An 18,722-nucleotide genomic window follows, 5' to 3' on the forward strand; every position below is an offset into this window, starting at 1 on the left:
CGCGCCGGTGTGCGCGCCGGGCGTCATGAGGACCGCCAGTGCGGGTCGTATCCGCTGGTCAGCTTGCGCTTGTTGTGGCGCCACCTGGGCTCGTGGTTGACCAGTTCGTTGGTAACGCCGCGCAGCCTGCGGATGACGGCGCCGTAGGGCTTGATGGCCAGGGACGACAGGGTTCCGCCCGGGGGCTCGTCCATGAACGGCATGAACGCGTCGGGGAAGCCGGGCATCGTGCACCCGATGCAGATACCGCCGACGTTCGGGCAGCCGCCGATGCCGGCCATCCAGCCGCGCTTGGGCACGTTGCAGTTGACGACCGGACCCCAACAGCCCGTCTTGACCAGGCACTTGGGCGAGTTGTAGTCCTTGGCGAAGCTGGCCTGCTCGTAGTACGAGCCGCGGTCGCAGCCCTCGTGGACCGTCTTCCCGAACAGCCACTGCGGGCGCAGCATGTGGTCCAGCGGCGGTGGGGGCGCGGAACCTGCCGCGTGGTAGAGGACCCAGACCAGGGTCTCCATGAAGTTCTCGGGCTGGATCGGGCAGCCGGGCACGTTGACGATGGGCAGCCCGCCCTGCGAGGTGTAGTCCCAGCCCAGGTAGTCGGCGAGGCCCATGCAGCCGGTGGGGTTGCCGGACATGGCGTGGATGCCGCCGAAGGTGGCGCAGGTGCCTGCGGCCACCACCGCCCAGGCCTTGGGGGCCAGTTGGTCGATCCACCAGTTCAGGGTCTGGGGCTCGCCGGTCTCCGGGTCGTTGCCGAACGACGTCCAGTACCCGTCGCCCTCGATGATGTTCTGGTTGGGGATGGAACCCTCGATGACGAGGATGAACGGCTTCAGCTCGCCGCGTACGGCGGCCCGGTAGGGGGCGAGGAAGTCCTCGCCGCCCAGGCTCGGGGAGAGCACCTTGTTGACCAGGTTGACCTTCGGCAGGCCCGGGATCAGGCCGAGCACCAGGTCCTCGATGGAGGGCTGGTCGGCGGCGGTCAGCGAGACGGTGTCGCCGTCGCAGCTCATGCCCTCGGAGATCCAGAGGATGGTGATCTCGTCGATGCCCTGACGGTCCTCGGCGCGATCGGGTTCCTTGCTGACCTCGGCTGTACTGCTGTTCGTTGTCATGTCAGTCGGCCTCCGCTGTGGGGGTCTCGGAGTCGGTCGTGTGCCGCGCTGGTGCCGCGGCGGGAGCCGGTGCCGACGGCTCGTCCGGGTTTCCGGCGGGCACGAGCGGTTCGAGCTCGTCGGGCCGGAAGTAGTGGAAGCGGCCGTACCAGGTGTGCAGTTCGGCCGCGGGGTCGTCGTCGAGGGTGACGGCGAGGTGGACGCTGCCGTCCACGTCGTGGAAGACGGCGGCGACCTCGGCCGTCCGTCCGGCCAGGAACATGTCCTGGGCGTCGGCGCCCCGTCCGCGGGGACGGAGTCGGACGCGGCTGCCGCCGCCGAGGGGCACGCCGTCGACGAGCACGGTGTCGGTGGTCGGGGAGAGGCCGTCGTCTGCGTCCTCCTGCCACCAGGCAGGGCGATCCGTGGGTGCCGAAGCGGTCTCCGGAGCGGTAGCCGGAGTTACCGGTGCCAGGGAGCGGACGGCGCCGTGCAGCCGTTCGAAAACCTCCTGCGGCATGGTGTCGACCCGGTCGAGGATCGCGGCCGCCCGGGGGTCGGTGGCCCGCGCTTCGCGCTTCTCCTCGTCGGTCAGCAGCATGGTGCGCAGGGTGAGGATCTCGTCGATCTCCGCGGCGTCGTGCAGGTCGCCCGGGCTTTCGGGGGCGACCTGGGGGTGGTCGGGCAGGATGATCGGCGCGGACAGCAGGAGGTACCCGGCATCGTCGGCCGCGCCGCCGAGTACGGGGAAGGTGAACTCGTTCCTGCAGTTGCGCGCGGGTGCCGCCAGGTCCCCCGGCGGATCGGTCAGCGAGACGAACTCCACTCCGTCGCCGCCGATGAGGGTGTGGGTGGCGATGAGGGCCCGGCGCAGTGCCTCGTCACGCGCGGCCCGTCCTTCCGGTGCGGGTCCGGTGTTGGCCGTGCGGACCCGAAGCCGGCAGAGGTCGTCGGTGAGGCGCTCGGCGGTGACGGTGGTGTCGGCCCGGATCTCGTCGCGGTGCCGTACCACCCGCCCTGCGCCCGCGGGCAGCGGCTCGACGTCCACGCCCGCCGCCGCGCCCACGGGAACGGTGCGTCCCGTCTCGAGGAGCTCATCGAGGGGGACCACGACCTCGCACTCGCGCGGTACCGCCTCGTCGAAGGTCAGATGGACCGTGCCGTCGTCGGTGCGCAGTGACGCGACGGGACGGTGGCCGGAGTCCCCCGAGTTCCCGGAGTTCCCGGATTCCTCCACCTGCTTGCGCTGCGCCTGGAGGTAGCGGACCCGCACGCGGACGGAGGCGTCGCCGGGCCGCCGGATCCTCAGGAGGCACTCGGTCTGCTGGTACCAGGAGTCGGCGGAACCCGACACACCGGGGACGACTGGGCCGTCCGACTCCACCCAGTCCCGGGGGAACAGCACCCCGAACTGCCATCGGACGCGGTTCTTGGCCGAGGACCGGCGGTAGGGGTAGAGGAGGTAGCCCTCGTAGAGGACGGCGTCGGCGACGGCGCTCAGCTGCTCGAAGACACCCCGGGGCCGTTCCGGCGGCTGTTCCGCCGAGCCCGTCGTGGCAGGGCGCGCCCTGCCGCCCTCGACCAGTCCCTCTGCCATCGCGCCTCCTCGTCCGTGTGTGCACGCGCATCCCTTCCACCACGTTCACACCGCTCATCCACCCCCGCCTCCTCCGGCCCATTCGGTTGGGCCGTTCGGGGTGGGGAAGGCGTCATTTCATGGACCAGCCCATGCATCACCACCCCCGCACGACCACCGGCCCCGCCGTCACGACCCTGGCCGACCCGCTGGTCAACAAGGGCACCGCCTTCAGCCGGGAGGAACGCGCCCGGCTCGGGCTCGACGGGCTGCTGCCGCCCGCCGTGGAGACCCTGGACGAGCAGGTCGCCCGCGCCTACGAGGCCTTCCACGGCTACGACAAGCCCCTCAACCGGCACATCTATCTGCGGCAGTTGCAGGACACCAATGAGGTGCTCTTCTACCGTCTGGTCACCGAGTACCTGGAGGAGCTGCTGCCCGTCGTCTACACGCCGACGGTGGGTGAGGCCTGTCAGCGTTTCAGCGAGATCTACCGACGTCCGCGCGGGCTGTTCCTGAGCTGGGAGGACCGGCGCCGCTTCCGGGACATCCTGCGCAACCGCCCGTACCCGGACCACGACGTGGACGTCATCGTCGTCACCGACGGGCAGCGCATCCTGGGGCTGGGCGACCAGGGCGTCGGCGGCATGGGCATCCCGATCGGCAAGCTCAGCCTGTACACGGCGATCGGCGGCATCCACCCCGCCCGTACGCTGCCGATCCTGCTGGACGTCGGCACGGACAACGAGGCCCTGCTGGACAACCCGCGCTACCTGGGCCGGCGTGACCGCAGGCTGACCGGCGCCGAGTACGACGAGATGATCGAGGCCTTCGTGTCGGCGGTCGAGGCGGAGCTGCCCGGGACGCTCCTCCAGTGGGAGGACTTCGCCACCGCCCACGCCCATCCGATTCTCGCCCGCTACCGTGACCGGCTGCTCACGTTCAACGACGACATCCAGGGCACCGCGGCCGTCGCGCTCGGCGCCCTGTCCACCGCGGCGGACGTGGCGGGCACCCCGCTGTCCGACCAGCGGCTGGTGATCCTGGGCGCGGGGTCGGCGGCCATCGGCGTCGCCGACATGATCCGTACGGCGATGGTCGACGAGGGGCTGTCGGAGGACGAGGCCACGGCACGGTTCTGGATCCTCGACGTCGACGGTCTGCTGGTGCGCTCCCGCGACGAACTGACGCCACAGCAGCGGAGGTTCGCACGCGACGACGGCGAGGTGGCCGACTGGGACGGCACCGGCCTCGCCGAGGTGGTGCGCCGCGTCGAGCCGACGGCGCTCATCGGGCTGTCGACGGCTCACGGCGCGTTCACCGAGGAGATCGTCCGGCGGATGGCCTCGACCTGCGAACGGCCCGTCGTCTTCCCGCTCTCCAACCCCACCTCCCACTCCGAGGCGGAGCCCGCCGACCTCACCCGCTGGACCGACGGCCGGGCCCTGATCGCCACCGGCTCGCCCTTCCCGCCGCTGACGGTGGACGGGCACGAGGTGCCGGTGGCCCAGTCCAACAACGTGTACGTCTTCCCGGCCATGGGGCTCGCCGTGACCGCGAGCCGCGCCACCCGTGTCACCGACCGGATGCTCGTGGCCGCCGCCCGCGCCGTCGCCGAGTGCGCGGTACGGGCGGCGGATGGCGAGGACGGGCCCGTGCCGCTCCTGCCGCCCCTGACCGGGATGCGGGACTCCGCCCGCGAGATCGCCCTGGCCGCGGCCCTCGCCGCCGTCGAGGACGGGGTGGCCCCGGCAGCCACGGAGGAGGAGCTGCGCAAGGCGGTCGCGCAGGCCCAGTGGACACCCCGTTACGAGGGCTAGGTACGTATCCGGGCGCTCCGGGGACGTACTGTCGGAGACCCGACGGTCGGCCCCGGAGGCATCGGCAGCATGGACCAGCGGCAGCCCCTCTCCGACGATCCGCTGGACGCGGCCGCCGACGCCTTCGAGCGCTTGCGTCCGCGGCTGTTCGGTATCGCCTACCGCGTCCTGGGCAGTGTGTCCGAGGCCGAGGCCGAGGACGTGGTGCAGGACGTGTGGCTGCGCCGGCAGGGCGCCGACCGGAGCGCGGTGCTCGATCACGGCGCGTTCCTGGCGAAGATCACCACCCGTCTGGCGATCAATGTGGCGCGGTCGGCGCGGGTGCGCCGCGAGGGCTACGTCGGGCCGTGGCTGCCCGAGCCCGTGGACACGAGCGTCGATCCGCAGGTCGGCGCGGAGCGCGGCGAGGCGCTGGCCGTGCTGCTGGTCCTGGAGCGGCTGAATCCCGTGGAGCGGGCGGCGTACGCGCTGCGCGAGGCGTTCGACTACGCGTACGACGAGATCGCGGGCATGCTGGAGCTGAGCCAGGCCGACACGCGGCAGATCGTCCACTGTCTCCCTTCGCTGGTTGGCTGACTCACCAGAGAGACAGGGCGGCGTCCGGGTCTGTGACAGCGGCCGGGGATTCACTCCGCAGGGACGGTGTCCGGCAGGCCGAGTGCGGTGGAGACGTGCCGCCACACGGAGGTGAGCGCAGTGTCGAGGGTGACCGTCGGGTCGCGCAGCATGAGGCGGATGCCGTAGCCGTCGCTCAGGGACAGCACGAGCGTGCTGAGGTCGTCGACGTCGGTCGGCGTGAACTCGCCGGAGTCGATGCCGCGCCGTACCGCGTCCCCCACCCAGGCGTGCAGCTGGGCGTAGAGGTCCACGGCGAAGATCCGGGTGGCCTCGTCGCGCAGCGCCCTGACCCACAGTTCCTGCCAGAGCCGCCAGTCCTGGTGGAGCTGGGGATCGGTGGGCAGCAGATTGCGCAGGATGCGGGCCAGGATGACCGCCGCCGGGGCCGTCTCCGCGTCGGCTTCGAGATCGACGGCGGTGTGGGCGAAGGAGTGGGTCATCGCCTCGGTGAACAGCTTCTCGCGTGTGTCGAAGTGGTAGTGCAGCAGTGCCGTCGACACCCCGGCACGCTCGGCGACCATGCGCATGCGGATCTTCTCGAAGCCGATGTCGGCGATGACCTCGCACGCCGCGGTCAGGATGCGCTCGCGCGTGTCTGCCGTGCGCACCTTGGTGGACACCCTGCGGCTCCCCTCGTTCGGTGGTCGTGGGCCATGACCATCTTCCCTCACGGCCGGCCAGCCGGTACCGGGGCCTCCTGCCGCGGTTCTTCGTCGTACGTGTGGAAGCCCCGCCCGGACTTCCGCCCCAGCAGCCCGGCCTCCACCATCCGGGACAGCAACGGGGGCGGGGAGTACTGGGGCTCGCGGAACTCGGCGTACAGCGACTCGGCGATGGCCCGCGTGGTGTCGAGCCCGATCAGGTCCGTCAGGGCCAGCGGGCCGAGCGGGTGCGCGCAGCCGAGGACCATGCCCCGGTCGACGTCCTCGACGGTCGCGCTGCCCGACTCCACCATGCGGACGGCGGCCAGCAGATACGGCACGAGCAGCGCGTTGACGACGAACCCGGCCTTGTCGCGGGTCCGGACCACCTCCTTGCCGAGGGCGCCGGTCACGAACTCCTCGGCCCGTGCCGCTGTGGCGGGCGACGTGAGCAGCGAGGGCACCAGCTCGACGAGGCGCAGGACGGGCACGGGGTTGAAGAAGTGCACGCCGACGACCCGGTCGGGCCGGGTGGTCGCGGCGGCGAGCCTGATGACCGGGATGGAGGAGGTGTTGGTCGCCAGGATGGTGTCGTCGCCGGTGATCACGGAGTCGAGGCGGGTGAAGACGTCGGCCTTGAGGGCCTCGTCCTCGGCGACCGCTTCGATGACCAGGTCGTGGTCGTGCAGCACGTCGAGTTCATGGACGACGGTGATCAGGGCATCGGCGATCTCCCGTCGTTCGTCGCTGAGTCTGCCGTGTGCGGTGGCCCGGTCGAGCGAGCGGGTGACGCGGAGGCGGCCGGCCCGGGCCGCCTCCGCGTCGCGCTCCACGACCGTGACCGGTACGTCGGCCCGTGCGCAGACCTCGGCGATGCCGGCGCCCATCAGCCCGCAGCCGACGACTCCCACGCGCTTGATGTCGGTCATCCGTCTCCCTCTCTCCGGTCCGCGGCGGTACGGGTCAGGCGCTAGGCAGGTCCAGGACGCCCGTGCCGCGCTTGGTGAGTTCATTGGCGATGATCAGCCGCTGGATCTCGGAGGTGCCCTCCCAGATCCGGTCCACGCGCAGCTCGCGGTAGAGCCGTTCGACGGCGTAGGAGCGGTCGTAGCCGCGCCCGCCGTGGATCTGGAGGCAGCGGTCGACCACGCGTCCCGAGGCCTCGCTCGCCGAGAGCTTGGCGATGGCCGCCTTGGCGTGCAGCGTCTTGCGGTCCTCGGCGGTGGCCTGGTCGATCTCCCAGGCGACCTGGTGGGTGTAGGCCCGGTTGACGGCGATGTCCACGGCGCAGTCCGCGAGCATGCCCTGGATCAGCTGGTACGAGGAGATCGGCGCCCCGAACTGCTCCCGTTCGATGGCCCAGTCACGTGACAGTTCCAGCGCACGCTCGGCGGCCCCGGTGGTGCGGGCGGCGATCATCAGGCGCTCCTCGGTGAACCACGAGCGTGTGATGTCGTAGCCCTCGCCGATGCCGCCGAGCACCGCGTCGTCGCCGACCTGGACGTCGGTGAAGGTGAACTCGGGGTGTTCGTAGACGAAGGTGTGCATCCAGCGCGGGATCCGGGTCATCTCGATGCCGGGGGTGTCCTTGTCGACCAGGAAGAGGGTCGGTGCGCGCTCCGGGCCGGCCGCCGCGAGCACGATCATGAAGTCGGCGTGGTCGCCGACGGTCACGAACCACTTCTCGCCGTTGAGCACCCAGCCCTGGTCGTTCCTGGTGGCGGTGGTGGCGAGGTTCTGCGGGTCGGACCCGGCGCCGGGCTCGGTGACGGCGTAGCAGTCGCGCCGCTCGCCGTTGATCACCGGGATGAGGAACCGCTCGCGCTGCTCGGGGGTGCAGAACCGCAGCGCGTTGGCGGGCCGCCACACCATGTCCCACAGGGCTCCGGTGAGGCGGCCCAACTCCTCCTGCACGGTGACCTGCTCGGCGATGGTGAGTCCGGCGCCGCCCCACTCGGCGGGCATGTTGACGGCCTGGAGTCCGGCGTCGAGGACGGCGTCACGGACCTTGGCGTGCGCGTCGGCGGGCAGCCCGTTGTCCTCCTCGCACCGGGTCTCGTACGTGGCGATGAAGTCGGTGAGGGCGCGCGCGTCGGCCTTGAGCTGAACCTGGCGCGGGGTGAGGCGGAAGTCCATGGAAATCCTCGCTGATGGTGATGAAGGGAGGGAGTCAGGGCGTGGGCAGGGCAAGGGCGCGCGTGCCGCGCTTGATGAGCTCGTTGGCGATGATCAGCCGCTGGATCTCGGAGGTGCCCTCCCAGATCCGGTCGACGCGCAGCTCGCGGTACATGCGCTCGACGGGGTAGGTGCGGTCGTAGCCCCGGCCGCCGAAGATCTGCAGACAGCGGTCGGCGACCCGGCCGGCGGCCTCGCTGGCGGCGAGCTTGGCGGTGGAGGCCTTGGCGTGCAGCGTCTTGCGGTCGGTGCCCGGCTGGTCGGCCTCCCAAGCCACCTGGTGGGTGTAGGCCCGGTTGACGGCGATGTCCACGGCGCAGTCGGCGAGCATTCCTTGGATCAGCTGGTACGAGGCGATGGGAGCCCCGAACTGCTCCCGCTCCACGGCCCAGTCACGGGCGAGTCGGAGAGCACGCTCGGCCGCGCCGACCGTGCGGGCCGCGATCATCAGGCGTTCGTCGGTGAACCATTCCTTGGTGAGCTCGTAGCCGTTGCCGACGCCGCCGAGCACGTCCTCGTCGGCCACGAAGACGTCGGTGAAGGTGAACTCGGGGTGCCCGTTGACGGCGGAGTGCATGAAGTGCGGGACCCGCGTCATCTCGACGCCGGGCGCGGCCCGGTCCACGAAGAACAGCGTGGGCTGCCGCTCGGGTCCGGCGTCCGCCTGCACCAGCAGGAAGTCGGCGATGTCGCCGCAGGTGACGAACCACTTCTCGCCGTTGAGCAGCCAGCCGCCGTCGGTGCGGGTGGCCGTGGAGGTGCCCGAGGACGGGTCGGACCCGGCGCCCGGCTCGGTGACGGCGAACGCGTCGAACTTCTCCGCGCGGATCACCGGCAGCAGATACTTCTCACACTGCCGCTCGTCGCCGTACGCCAGCACGTTGGCGGGCCGCCAGGGGATGTCCCACAGGCAGTTGGTGACCTTGCCGAACTCCTCCTCGACGATGACCTGGTCGAGCAGGCTGAGTCCGGCGCCGCCCCATTCGGCCGGCATGTTGATGGCGTAGACGCCGGCGTCCATGGCGGCCCGGGTCAGTTCGGTGACGAGTTGCTGCGGCAGGGGTCCGCCGGCCTGCTCGGACTGGTCCTCGTACCGCATGAGCAGCCGGGCGTAGTCGGCGGCGCGACGCTTCAGGTCGGCCTGCTCGGGGGTGTAGCGCATGTCCATGGGGGCCTCTTCCAGTGGGTCAGGCGAGTACGGCTCGGGAGTCGAGGGCGAGCACGCCGTCGGGGCGTACGAGAAGGGGGTTGACCTCGATCTCGGCGATCTCCGGGTGGGCGGCGGCGAACGCCGTGATCGTCTCGACGGCCTTCGCGGCGGCGGCGACGTCGACGGGCGGCCTGCCCCGCACCCCGTCGAGCAGGGCGGCGGTGCGCAGTCCGCGCAGCAGGGTCTCGGCCCGGTCGGCGGACACGGGGGCGAGGGTGAAGGCGACGTCGTGCAGTGCCTCCGCCAGCACTCCGCCCAGGCCCACCATGGCGACGGGACCGAAGCGCGGGTCACGGTTGACGCCCACGATCAGCTCGATGCCGTCGGTCAGGTCGGCCATGGCCTCCACGGAGCAGGAGGAGGCGCCGAGCCGGGCACGCATCTCGCGGAAGGCGGCGAGCAGTTCGCCGGTTCCGGCCAGGCCGAGTGCCACTCCCCCGGCGTCGGACTTGTGCAGGAGGTGGAGCGCCTTGAGGACGTACGGTCCTGCGAACTCCTCCGCGACGGCGAGGAGTTCGGCCTCGTCGTGGACCTCACGGGCGGCGGGGAAGGCGACTCCGGCTTCCTCCAGGGCTCTGCGGGTCTCCAGGTAGCCGCTCTCGCGGAGCGGGGACGCGGGCCGGGGAAGAGGTGTGACCCCGGTGAGCCGGCCGACGGGAGCCGTCGCGGCGAGGGCGCGGGCCGCGTCCTCGGTGGCGGTGAAGACCGGTATGCCGGCGGCGGCGAGCGTGCGGCAAGTCGGGGACTCGGGGTACATCGACTGCACCACGACGGGTTTGGCGGTGGCGCGGTGCCGGGCGGCGATGAGGCGTGCGGCCTCCTGTTCCCCGGCCGCGAGCGCCGCGCCGCCACCGCCGAGCCCGCCGTCGGCGGCCGCGTAGCCGCCGAAGTAGCCGGTCATCAGCACGGAGTCGACCTCCTCGGCCGCCAGCAGCGCGGCGACGGTCTCCGCGTACGAGCCGGGGTCCTGCTCGCCCATCCCGGCGAGGTCCACCGGGTTGGCGACGGCCGACTGCTCCCACAGGGCTTCCCGCAGTCGCCGTCTGGTCGGCTCCCGGAGTTCGGGCACGGCCAGCCCGGCCGCCTCCACGGCGTCGGCGGCGACGACGCCGTGCCCGCCGCCGTCCGTGAGTACGGCCACCCGATGACCGGTCGCCCGGCGTCCGCCGCTCAATGCGGCCAGCGCGACGGTGAGTTCACGAGGAGTTGCGACCAGTTCCACACCGGCGTCCCGGCAGGCCGCGCTCACCACGTCGGCCGAGGTGGTGAGCGCACCGGTGTGCGACTGCGCGCTGCGCGCGGAAGCGTCCCCGCGTCCGGCGGTGAGGAGCACCACCGGCTTTCCGGCGTCGGCGGCGGCCTCGGCGAAGGCGCGTCCGTCGCCGAAGTCCTCGGCGTAGACCGCGATGGCCCGAGTGCCCTCGTGGCGGGCGCAGTCGGCGAGCAGGTCGACGAGGGTGACGTCGGCCTGGTTGCCGAGCGACACGAACCGGGAGAAGCCGAGGCCGTGCGGGCGGAAGCGGAGCTGGAGTTCGAGGGCGAGGTTGCCGCTCTGGCTGAGCAGCGCGACACCACCGGGGGTGAAGGTGTCGGAGGCCAGGAAGAGGTCGGTGGTGTTGTCGGCGATCCCCAGGCAGTTGGGCCCGACCATCACGGCACCGGCGGCACGGACCCGTTCGGCGACGGCCTGCTGCCGGGTCCGCCCCGCCTCGCCGGTCTCGGCGAATCCGGCGGTGATCGCGACGATCGCCCGGGCCCCGCACCGCAGGGCCTCGTCGACGGCGTCCTCGAAGCCGGCGGCGGGCACGGAGACCACCGCCAGGTCGACGGGCTCACCGATCGCGCTCAGGCTGGGAGCGACAGGGCGGCCGAGCACCGTGCCGCCGCGGCGGTTGACCATGTGCACGGGGCGCCGGCCGTCGGCACGGACGGCCTGGGCGGCGATGGCGTGGCCGTACTTGGCCGGGTCGTCGCTGGCTCCGACGACGGCGACGGAGACGGGGTCGAAGAGGGCGGAGAGGTCGCGTCCCATGTCACTTCTCCAGCCGCAGCGCGGAGTTGGGGCAGGCGCCGACGGCGGCTTCGGCGGCCTCCTCGTCGCCGTCCGGCACCTCGGCCGGGCGTACCTGCGCGTAGCCCCACTCGTCGAGCTCGATCAGCTCGGGTGCGGGTTCCTGGCAGAGGCCGTAGCCATGGCAGCGGGTGGAGTCCAGCAGGAGTTTCATGGCGGGTCCTTTCAGAGCGGCGGGGGCCGTTGAGGGAGCGGGGTGTGGCTCAGGGCACCGGCACGGTGAAGCGGCGCCCGTCCTGGGGCGCGGTGCCCGCACAGGCGGGGCAGCCGGGGCGGTGGTGGGTGTCGATCCGGTCCGGGAAGTGGGTGAGGAGGGTGCCCGCGATACGGGCGGCGGCGTCGAGCAGCCCGCAGGCTCCGCGGCCGGGCAGTTGCTCCGACCAACGGCGCAGCTTGCCGACCGCGTCATGGCCGGCCTCGCCGCGTGCGACGGCCGCGAGGGTCCTGGCCAGTGCCCCGGTGCCGGAGACGCACACGCCGCACTGCCGGGCGCTCTGTGCAGCGAGATGGGCGACGGCCTCGACGGCCACGGCGACCGGGCAGTCGTCCGGACCGGGGAAGTGCAGCGCTCCGCACCCGAGCGCACCACCGACCGCGCGCAGCTGGTCCTGGTCGAGCCGCAGGTCCGTCCAGCCCTCGCCGTACAGTCCGCCGAACAGGCCGCCCAGCAGGACCGCTTCCGCCCTGCCGTTTCCGCAGAGGTCGGCGAGGACCTTCAGATGCGTACCGGCGGGCGCCTCGACGAGTGCCGCGTCTCCGGGGCCCGAGAGGGTCACCAGATGGGCACCCGCGACGAGGTCCATGGTTTCGGGCCGCGCGTGGATCAGCGCGATCCGGGCCAGGGTCTCCACGTTGGCGACGAGGGTGGGCGCACCGCCGACACCGCTTTCGAACGGGCGTGGTGGTTTCGCGGCGGGCAGGGCAGGACCGCCGTCGATGCGTCGTACGACCGCGGTCTCCTCCCCGGAGACGTAGGTGTGCTCCGTCCGTACGACGTCCACGGGCAGGTCGGAGGGCCGCTCGGCGAGCGCGCGCCGGACAGCCTGCTCGGCCGGGCCGTCGGAGAGGTACACGTAACCGTGTCCGGCCCGGGTGACGGCCGCGGCCAGCCGCAGTCCGTCCAGGACCGTGTGCGGCCGGTGCCGCAGCAGCCAGCGGTCCTTGACGGAGCCGGGCTCGCCCTCTTCGCCGTTGGCGACGACGACGTGCGGGCCCGGTGCGTCCCGGACGGCGCGGAGCTTGACGGCGGCGGGGAATCCGGCGCCACCGCGGCCGCGCAGCCCCGCCGTGCCGATCAGGTCGAGCAACCGGTCGGGCGTGGGCAACGGCGCGTAGCCGCCCGTGGCGAGGTATCGGGAGAGGTCCTCGGCGCCGGAGGGCGAGGGGACGAGGACGCCTTCGGGGAGGAGGGAGAACACGCCGGTCACAGGGCGCTCCTTAGCTCGGAGTGTCCCAGGGGTAGGCGAGACCTCAGCCGAGCCAACGCCCGTTCCAGTTCCCGCCGTTGTGCGGCGGTGCGCTGGTAGCCGGCCCCGGGCAGGCCGATCAGCATGCGGTGGTGGTCGAGGACGACCTCGCCGGCCAGCAGCGCGGCTCGCGGATCGGCGGTCCGGGATTCGGTGGCGGCTTCGACGACCAGCTCGGTGACCTCGCCGAGATAGCGCAGCCAGCCGCGCTGGGTGCCGCCGAGCACCAGCCGCTCGACCCGCTGCCGCTCGGCGACGACGAGGGGCGACGGCGGACGGCCGTCCGCCCGGGCCCGCAGTGCGGCCACCGCGGCGGGCAGCTCCTGTTCGGGCTCGGGCGTGAGGCCGAGCCAAACCAGACTTCGGCGAGCGCTCATGCGTGCCTCCGGGGTCGCGCCGTCTCCGGGTGGTCCGGAAGACGGGGGTGGCGCGGCGATGACGTGAGGGGTGATGCTCCGGCGCCGTGGCGAGAAGGGCGGGGGAGCTGTACGGGGCGGGGTGTGCCTGGGCATCCGTCGTCGGGTCCGGGCCATCCGCTTGCCACGAGACTAACTAACTAATTAGTCAGCCCACAAGTCTTGACTTGTCTCCACGGTGGTCCCAGTCTGACTAACCAATCAGTCAGCCGGATGCGGCGGCTCCTGGAGCCGCACCGGCCACAGCCTCACCGCCCATCGCCGCCGCAGCGGCGCGGAGGAGGACCCCATGCACCCCTCGACCACCCGGGCAGAGACAAGCACCTCTTCCCCGCCCCAGGCGCCGCTCGAGCACCCCGGGGAAGCGCTGCCCGCCCGCTACTACACCGACCCGGCCATCGCGAAGGCCGAGACCGACCGCGTCTTCGCCAAGTCCTGGCAGCTCGTCTGCCACGAGTCCGACCTGCCGGGGCCAGGCGCCCGGCTCGCCGCTACCGCCGCCGGCCGGGAGGTACTGGTCGTCCGGACCGAGGACGGCGGCCTCGCGGCCCACCTCAATGTCTGCCGGCACCGCGGCACCCGGCTGGTCTCCGCCCCCGAGCCGTCGGGCAAGGCGATCCGCTGCCCTTACCACGGCTGGACCTACAAACTGGACGGACGGCTGGTCGGCGCCCCCGAGGCTCGCCGGATCCCCTGCCTGGACAAGCCCGGGCTCGGGCTGCACCCGGTCAATGTCGAGTCCTTCCTCGGCTTCGTCTTCGTCAACCTCGACCTCGAGGCGACGCCGCTCTCCGAGACCTGTGCCGGGCTCGCCGAGGCCGTCGGGCGCTACGCGGGGCCCGGTCTCGTGCCCGTCGGCAAGCACCGCATCCACGATCTGGCCGGCGGCGAGGAGCAGAACGCCAACTGGAAGGTGATCGTCGACAACTATCTGGAGGGCTACCACGTCCCCGTGGCCCACCCCGCCCTCATGCGGCTGCTCGACTACCAGGCGTACACGGTGGACGTGCGGGAGAACTACGTACTCTTCGAGTCCCCACTGCGCGACAGGCCGTCCTCGAACTGGACCGAGCGGCTCTACCAGCGGCTGGCGACCCCCATGCCGGGGCTGGCCGAGGCCGACCGGCGGGTGTGGCGGTACGCCGTGATCTATCCCAACACGCTCATCGACTTCTACCCTGACCACGTGCTCGCGTGGACCGCCCTGCCCACCGCCCAGGACCGGGCGGCGATCCCCGGCGCCTTCTACACCAAGCCCGGCGAGGACGTCCGCACCCGGCTGGCCCGGCGGCTCAACATCCACATCGGCTGGGTCACCAACGACGAGGACGCCGAGCTGGTGGAGCGGGTGCAGGCCGGGATGCGCACCCCCGGTTTCGAGCCGGGCCCGCTCTCGCAGCGCGAGGCCGCGGTCGGCTGGTTCGCCCGCCGGGTCCGGGAGGACCTGGAGGGAATCACCGAGTGAAGCCCTTCGGAGCAGCGAGCTCACCGCATCCGCGCGACGCCGCCTTCCGGCTCCCGTCGTCCTTATCGCGCGCCCTCTGACCTGCGCGTACGCACCCTCCCCAGACCGGTCTTCACTGCGGAATCAGGGCCTGAAGTGAGCCGACCAGCCGGTCCCGCCCTGGAGTTGTGCCGTTCCTCGACGGAGAGGACGCTCCATGTCCCCCGAGGCAATACCGCCGTCCCGCCGTGCCGTGCTGCGGGCGGGCGCCTGCGGCCTGCTGGGCGCGGCGGCCGGCGGCTGCGGGTTCATGCCCGCGAAGAAACCCGACGCCGACCGGCTCGCCCCGGTCGAGCCGCGCGTCGACGGCGATCTCGTCTATTTCAACTGGGCCGACTTCGTCGACCCGGCCGTGTTCAAGGGCTTCGAGAAGGAGTACGGCGTCAAGGTCGTCCAGTCGAACTTCGACTCGATGGAGGGCATGGTCGCCAAGCTCAACGCCGGCAACCGTTACGACATCGTCTTCCCCTCGGCCAAGTGGGCCCAGCGCCTGGTCCGCGGCGGCCGGCTGCGCCGTATCGACCACTCCCACCTCACCAACTCACAGGCTGTCTTCGGCTCGTACAGCTACTTCGCCGACCCCTGGTACGACCCGGACTCCGCGCACACGGTCCCCTTCACGGCGTACAAGACCGGTATCGGCTGGCGTCGCGACCGGATCGGCGAGCTCGCCGACAGCTGGCGGGACCTGTGGAACGACAAGGCCAAGGGGAAGGTCTTCCTGCTGGACGACCGTGACGAGGTGCTCGGCATGGGCGCCCTCGCGCTCGGCCTCGACGTCAGTTCCGGTGACACCGGCGACCTCGACCGGATCACCTCGCTGCTGGGCACCCTGCGACCGCGGCTGCGCGGCTTCTCCAGCGACAGCTACAACAACCTCCTCAACGGCAACGCGCTGATCCAGCAGGCGTGGAGCGGCGACATGGCCGCCATGCTCAACCAGGCCGAGGACCCTTCCGTTTTCGGCTTCCAGGCCCCCAAGGAGGGCACGCCGATCAACTCCGACTGCTACGCCATCCCCTGGAACGCGCCCCACCCCGGCACCGCGATGCTGTTCATCGACTACATGCTGCGGCCGGAGAACGTGAAGAAGAACATCGAGTACATCGGCTACCCGATGCCGGTCGAGGGCTCCGAGAAGATCTACGCCGACCTGGTCGAGCCCTTCCCCGAGTGTCTGGTCACCGAGGCGGACCTGAGGGCCGACCTGTTCTTCCGCAACGGCGGCCGCGCGGCGGAGGACGCCCGCGACACCGCCTGGACCCATGTGAAGGCGGGCTGAGACATGGCACTGCTCCGCCCCTCCTCCCGCGCCCGCCGCCCAGATGCCGACGGCACCCGCATCTGGACCTGGCTCATGCTGCCCGGCACCCTCTGGATGACCGGCTTCCTGATCGCCTCGCTGGCCCTCGTCGCGGTCCTGGCGGTCGGCACCACCGACGAGCTGGGCAACCCGCGCTTCGGCTTCGACCTCGCCGGCATCCGCGCCCTCGCGGACCCCGCCTACGCCGAGGTCCTGGCCCGCTCGCTCGGCTACGCGCTGCTGACCTGCCTGATCTGTCTGCTGATCGCCTATCCGGTGGCGTACACCATCGCCCTGCACGGCGGGCGGTACAAGCACGCGCTGATCGCCGCGATCGTGGTGCCGTTCTTCGCCAACTACCTGGTGCGGATGTACGGCTGGTCAGTGGTCCTCTCCGACGACGGGCCCGTGCTGCGCACGCTGCGCGCGGTGGGTCTCGCCGACGCCGGCACGAAGATCCTCAACAGCGGCTTCGGCGTGGTCGCGGGACTCGTCTACGGCTTCGTCGTCTTCATGATCATCCCGCTGTACGCGGCCCTGGAACGGCTTGACGTCTCCCTCATCGAGGCCGGCCGCGATCTGTACGGCGGCCCGGTCCGCACCTTCTTCTTCGTCACGCTGCCCGCCACCCGGCAGGGCGCGGCGGCCGGGCTCGTCCTGGTCTTCCTGCCCGCTATGGGCGACTTCGTCAGCGCACAGCTCATGGGAGGCCCGGACCAGATCATGATCGGCAACCTCATCCAGGACAAGTTCTTCCAGGGCCAGAACTGGCCGCTCGGCTCCTCCCTCACCATGCTGCTGATGCTGGTCCTGCTGATCGGGATGCTCGGCTATCTGCGGCGGACCCGCAAGGACGAGGCGGAGGCACGCCGATGACCCTGCTCCGGCTCCCCTCCCCCACCGCCCCGGCCCGTCCGGCTTCCCGGACCCGTACGCGGCGCGGCCGGGCCCAGCGCAGGCCCCGTGTCCTGGTCGCGGTCACCGGGCTGTTCTTCGCGCTGCTCTACCTGCCCATCGCCGTGGTGGCGCTGTTCTCCTTCAACTCCGTGAAGTCGCTGACGGTGTTCGACGGGTTCAGCCTGCGCTGGTACCGCGCCTTCGCCCACGACGACGTCCTCATCGCGTCCCTCACCACCAGCCTGCGCATCTCCCTGGTGGCGATGGCCGGTTCGCTGGTCCTCGGGGTGGCGCTCGCGCTCGGCCTGGTCCGAAGCCGCACCCGGCTGGGCTCACTGGCCGGCCTGATCATGCTGGTGCCGCTGATCACGCCGGAGATCGTCACGGGCGTGGCGTCGATGCTGCTGTTCAAGGGACTGGGCGTGCCGCTGTCCACCGGCACGGTGATGCTCGCCGAGATCACCTTCTCCATCTCCTACGTCACGGTCGTCCTCCGCTCGCGGGTCGCCGCGCTGAACCCGGAGGTGGAGGAGGCCGCGATGGACCTCGGGGCGACGCGGTGGCAGGCGGTCCGGCTGGTGACACTGCCGGCACTCCTGCCCGCCGTGCTGGCGAGTGCCGTACTGATCTTCGCGCTGGTCTTCGACGACTTCGTGCTCGCCTACTTCACCACCGGCGTCGACCCGCAGCCCCTGTCGGTGCGGATCTACTCGGCGATCCGCTTCGGGGTGCAGCCCACGATCAACGCCGTCGGCACCCTGATGCTCGCGGGATCCATCGCCCTGATCGCCCTGGCCCTCTTCATCCCGCGCCTCTTCGGCCGCCGCGGCGGCCTCGACCTCTTCTCCGGGAAGTGATCCATGGACGCGACCCCCGCCGTCCGGCTCGACGGCGTCTCCAAGCAGTTCGCCGACTCCTACGCCGTCCACCAGCTCGATCTCGACATCGAGGCCGGCCATTTCTTCTCCCTGCTGGGCCCGTCCGGCTGCGGCAAGACCACGACGTTGCGCATGATCGGCGGGTTCAGCGACCCCACCGAGGGTGCCGTGCTGCTCGGCGGTGAGGACGTGACGGCGCTGCCGCCGAACAAGCGCAACGTCAACACGGTCTTCCAGAGCTACGCGCTCTTCGACCATCTGAGCATCGCCGACAACGTCGGCTTCGGCCTCAAGCGCAAGAACGTCGCCAAGGCGGAGATCCGGCAGCGGGTCGGCGAGATGCTGGAGCTGATCCAGCTCGCCGGGCTGGCCGACCGCAAGCCCGGCACGCTCTCCGGCGGGCAGCGGCAGCGCGTCGCGCTGGCCCGCGCGCTGGTCAACCGTCCGGCCGTCCTGCTCCTCGACGAGCCACTGGCCGCCCTCGACCTGAAGCTGCGCCGGCAGATGCAGGTCGAGCTGAAGCAGATCCAGCGCGAGGTCGGCATCACCTTCGTCTTCGTCACCCACGACCAGGACGAGGCGCTGACCATGTCCGACCGGATCGCCGTGATGAACGAGGGCCGCATCGAGCAGTGCGGCACCCCCGAGGACATCTACGAGCACCCCGCCAGCAGCTTCGTCGCCTCCTTCATGGGCACCTCCAACCTGATGACCGGCACCTACCGGGGCGGTGAGGTGGCGCTGGAGAAGGGGCCTGCCCTGCCCGTCGGACCCCGTTCCGAAATCGCGGACGGCACCGCCGTCAGCGTGTCCGTACGCCCCGAGAAGATCTGGCTGTCGGACTTCGAGCCCGGCATGTCGATGCTGAGCGGTGTCGTCCGCGAGACCGTCTACAGCGGCCCGACCACGACCTATCTGATCGAACTCGCCCCGGGCGTCACGCTGTCGGTGCTGGAGCAGAACACGGACCGTGCGCGCATGGAGGACCGCTGGTGCGGCGGCGAGACCGTGGAGTTCGGCTGGCGGCCCGAGCACTGCCTGGTCCTGGCCTGA

The 18,722-nt window shown here is 71.4% G+C and carries 16 protein-coding genes and 1 pseudogene; 7 read left to right on the top strand and 10 right to left on the bottom strand.

All coding sequences use genetic code 11. From position 1 onward, the window contains the following. Nucleotides 1-23 precede the first annotated feature (23 nt). Both ACQEV8_RS02570 and ACQEV8_RS02575 read right to left on the bottom strand, forming a co-directional pair. Entirely contained in the window at nt 24-1,115 is a 1,092-nt protein-coding gene (locus tag ACQEV8_RS02570) for a hydrogenase expression protein HypE (RefSeq protein WP_432956983.1), read from the bottom strand. A 1-nt stretch (nt 1,116) separates the two neighbouring features. After that, nucleotides 1,117-2,691: a hypothetical protein gene (locus ACQEV8_RS02575; RefSeq protein WP_432956985.1), complete on the bottom strand. Its 1,575-nt coding sequence runs from the start codon at nt 2,689-2,691 to the stop codon at nt 1,117-1,119. A 119-nt stretch (nt 2,692-2,810) separates the two neighbouring features. On the opposite strand from ACQEV8_RS02575, the gene ACQEV8_RS02580 reads away from it, so the two are divergent. Further along, the gene (locus ACQEV8_RS02580) at nt 2,811-4,490 is read left to right on the top strand and encodes an NAD-dependent malic enzyme (RefSeq protein ID WP_432956986.1); all 1,680 of its coding nucleotides are present in this window, start codon (nt 2,811-2,813) and stop codon (nt 4,488-4,490) included. A gap of 69 nt (nt 4,491-4,559) precedes the next feature. Next, nucleotides 4,560-5,039 (top strand): annotated as a pseudogene (locus ACQEV8_RS02585) (sigma factor); the annotation flags it as partial. A gap of 77 nt (nt 5,040-5,116) precedes the next feature. On the opposite strand, the gene ACQEV8_RS02590 reads toward ACQEV8_RS02585, so the two are convergent. The 8 genes from ACQEV8_RS02590 to ACQEV8_RS02625 are packed head-to-tail and all read right to left on the bottom strand — an operon-like array spanning nt 5,117 to nt 13,048. After that, nucleotides 5,117-5,728 (bottom strand): TetR/AcrR family transcriptional regulator, encoded by a 612-nt coding sequence (locus tag ACQEV8_RS02590; protein ID WP_432956988.1) that lies wholly within the window; start codon nt 5,726-5,728, stop codon nt 5,117-5,119. 47 nt (nt 5,729-5,775) lie between these two features. Next, on the bottom strand, nt 5,776-6,678 hold the full coding sequence (locus tag ACQEV8_RS02595) for a 3-hydroxybutyryl-CoA dehydrogenase (protein WP_432956989.1): 903 nt from the start codon (nt 6,676-6,678) through the stop codon (nt 5,776-5,778). A 34-nt stretch (nt 6,679-6,712) separates the two neighbouring features. Next, a complete protein-coding gene (locus ACQEV8_RS02600) occupies nt 6,713-7,885 on the bottom strand; it encodes an acyl-CoA dehydrogenase family protein (protein ID WP_432956991.1) in 1,173 nt (390 codons plus the stop codon). A 34-nt stretch (nt 7,886-7,919) separates the two neighbouring features. Further along, a complete protein-coding gene (locus tag ACQEV8_RS02605) occupies nt 7,920-9,092 on the bottom strand; it encodes an acyl-CoA dehydrogenase family protein (RefSeq protein WP_432956993.1) in 1,173 nt (390 codons plus the stop codon). Nucleotides 9,093-9,111: 19 nt separating this feature from the next. Then, nucleotides 9,112-11,166 carry an acetate--CoA ligase family protein gene (locus ACQEV8_RS02610; RefSeq protein ID WP_432956994.1) on the bottom strand — a complete coding sequence of 685 codons (2,055 nt, stop codon included), beginning with the start codon at nt 11,164-11,166 and terminating at the stop codon, nt 9,112-9,114. 1 nt (nt 11,167) lies between these two features. Beyond that, complete coding sequence (locus tag ACQEV8_RS02615; protein ID WP_432956996.1) at nt 11,168-11,359, bottom strand: ferredoxin; 192 nt, start codon at nt 11,357-11,359, stop codon at nt 11,168-11,170. Between the two features lie 49 nt (nt 11,360-11,408). Beyond that, nucleotides 11,409-12,632: an NADH-ubiquinone oxidoreductase-F iron-sulfur binding region domain-containing protein gene (locus ACQEV8_RS02620; RefSeq protein WP_432956998.1), complete on the bottom strand. Its 1,224-nt coding sequence runs from the start codon at nt 12,630-12,632 to the stop codon at nt 11,409-11,411. Further along, a complete protein-coding gene (locus tag ACQEV8_RS02625; RefSeq protein ID WP_432957000.1) occupies nt 12,629-13,048 on the bottom strand; it encodes a hypothetical protein in 420 nt (139 codons plus the stop codon). Before ACQEV8_RS02625 ends, ACQEV8_RS02620 begins: the two co-directional genes overlap by 4 nt. A 328-nt stretch (nt 13,049-13,376) precedes the next feature. Between ACQEV8_RS02625 and ACQEV8_RS02630 the strand changes: the two genes are divergently transcribed. The 5 genes from ACQEV8_RS02630 to ACQEV8_RS02650 all read left to right on the top strand — a co-directional run bounded on the left by ACQEV8_RS02630 (nt 13,377) and on the right by ACQEV8_RS02650 (nt 18,722). Further along, a complete protein-coding gene (locus ACQEV8_RS02630) occupies nt 13,377-14,552 on the top strand; it encodes an aromatic ring-hydroxylating oxygenase subunit alpha (RefSeq protein ID WP_432957001.1) in 1,176 nt (391 codons plus the stop codon). A 196-nt stretch (nt 14,553-14,748) separates the two neighbouring features. After that, nucleotides 14,749-15,873 carry a polyamine ABC transporter substrate-binding protein gene (locus ACQEV8_RS02635; protein ID WP_432957003.1) on the top strand — a complete coding sequence of 375 codons (1,125 nt, stop codon included), beginning with the start codon at nt 14,749-14,751 and terminating at the stop codon, nt 15,871-15,873. A gap of 3 nt (nt 15,874-15,876) precedes the next feature. Further along, nucleotides 15,877-16,770: an ABC transporter permease gene (locus ACQEV8_RS02640; RefSeq protein WP_432957005.1), complete on the top strand. Its 894-nt coding sequence runs from the start codon at nt 15,877-15,879 to the stop codon at nt 16,768-16,770. Beyond that, the gene (locus ACQEV8_RS02645) at nt 16,767-17,648 is read left to right on the top strand and encodes an ABC transporter permease (RefSeq protein ID WP_432957006.1); all 882 of its coding nucleotides are present in this window, start codon (nt 16,767-16,769) and stop codon (nt 17,646-17,648) included. The genes ACQEV8_RS02640 and ACQEV8_RS02645 overlap by 4 nt, the downstream gene beginning before the upstream one ends. Nucleotides 17,649-17,651: 3 nt before the next feature. After that, nucleotides 17,652-18,722, top strand: coding sequence for an ABC transporter ATP-binding protein (locus tag ACQEV8_RS02650; protein WP_432957008.1), 1,071 nt, complete (start codon nt 17,652-17,654; stop codon nt 18,720-18,722).

The sequence above is a fragment of the Streptomyces sp. CA-179760 genome (assembly GCF_050937045.1).
In the GTDB taxonomy this organism is placed as follows: domain Bacteria; phylum Actinomycetota; class Actinomycetes; order Streptomycetales; family Streptomycetaceae; genus Streptomyces.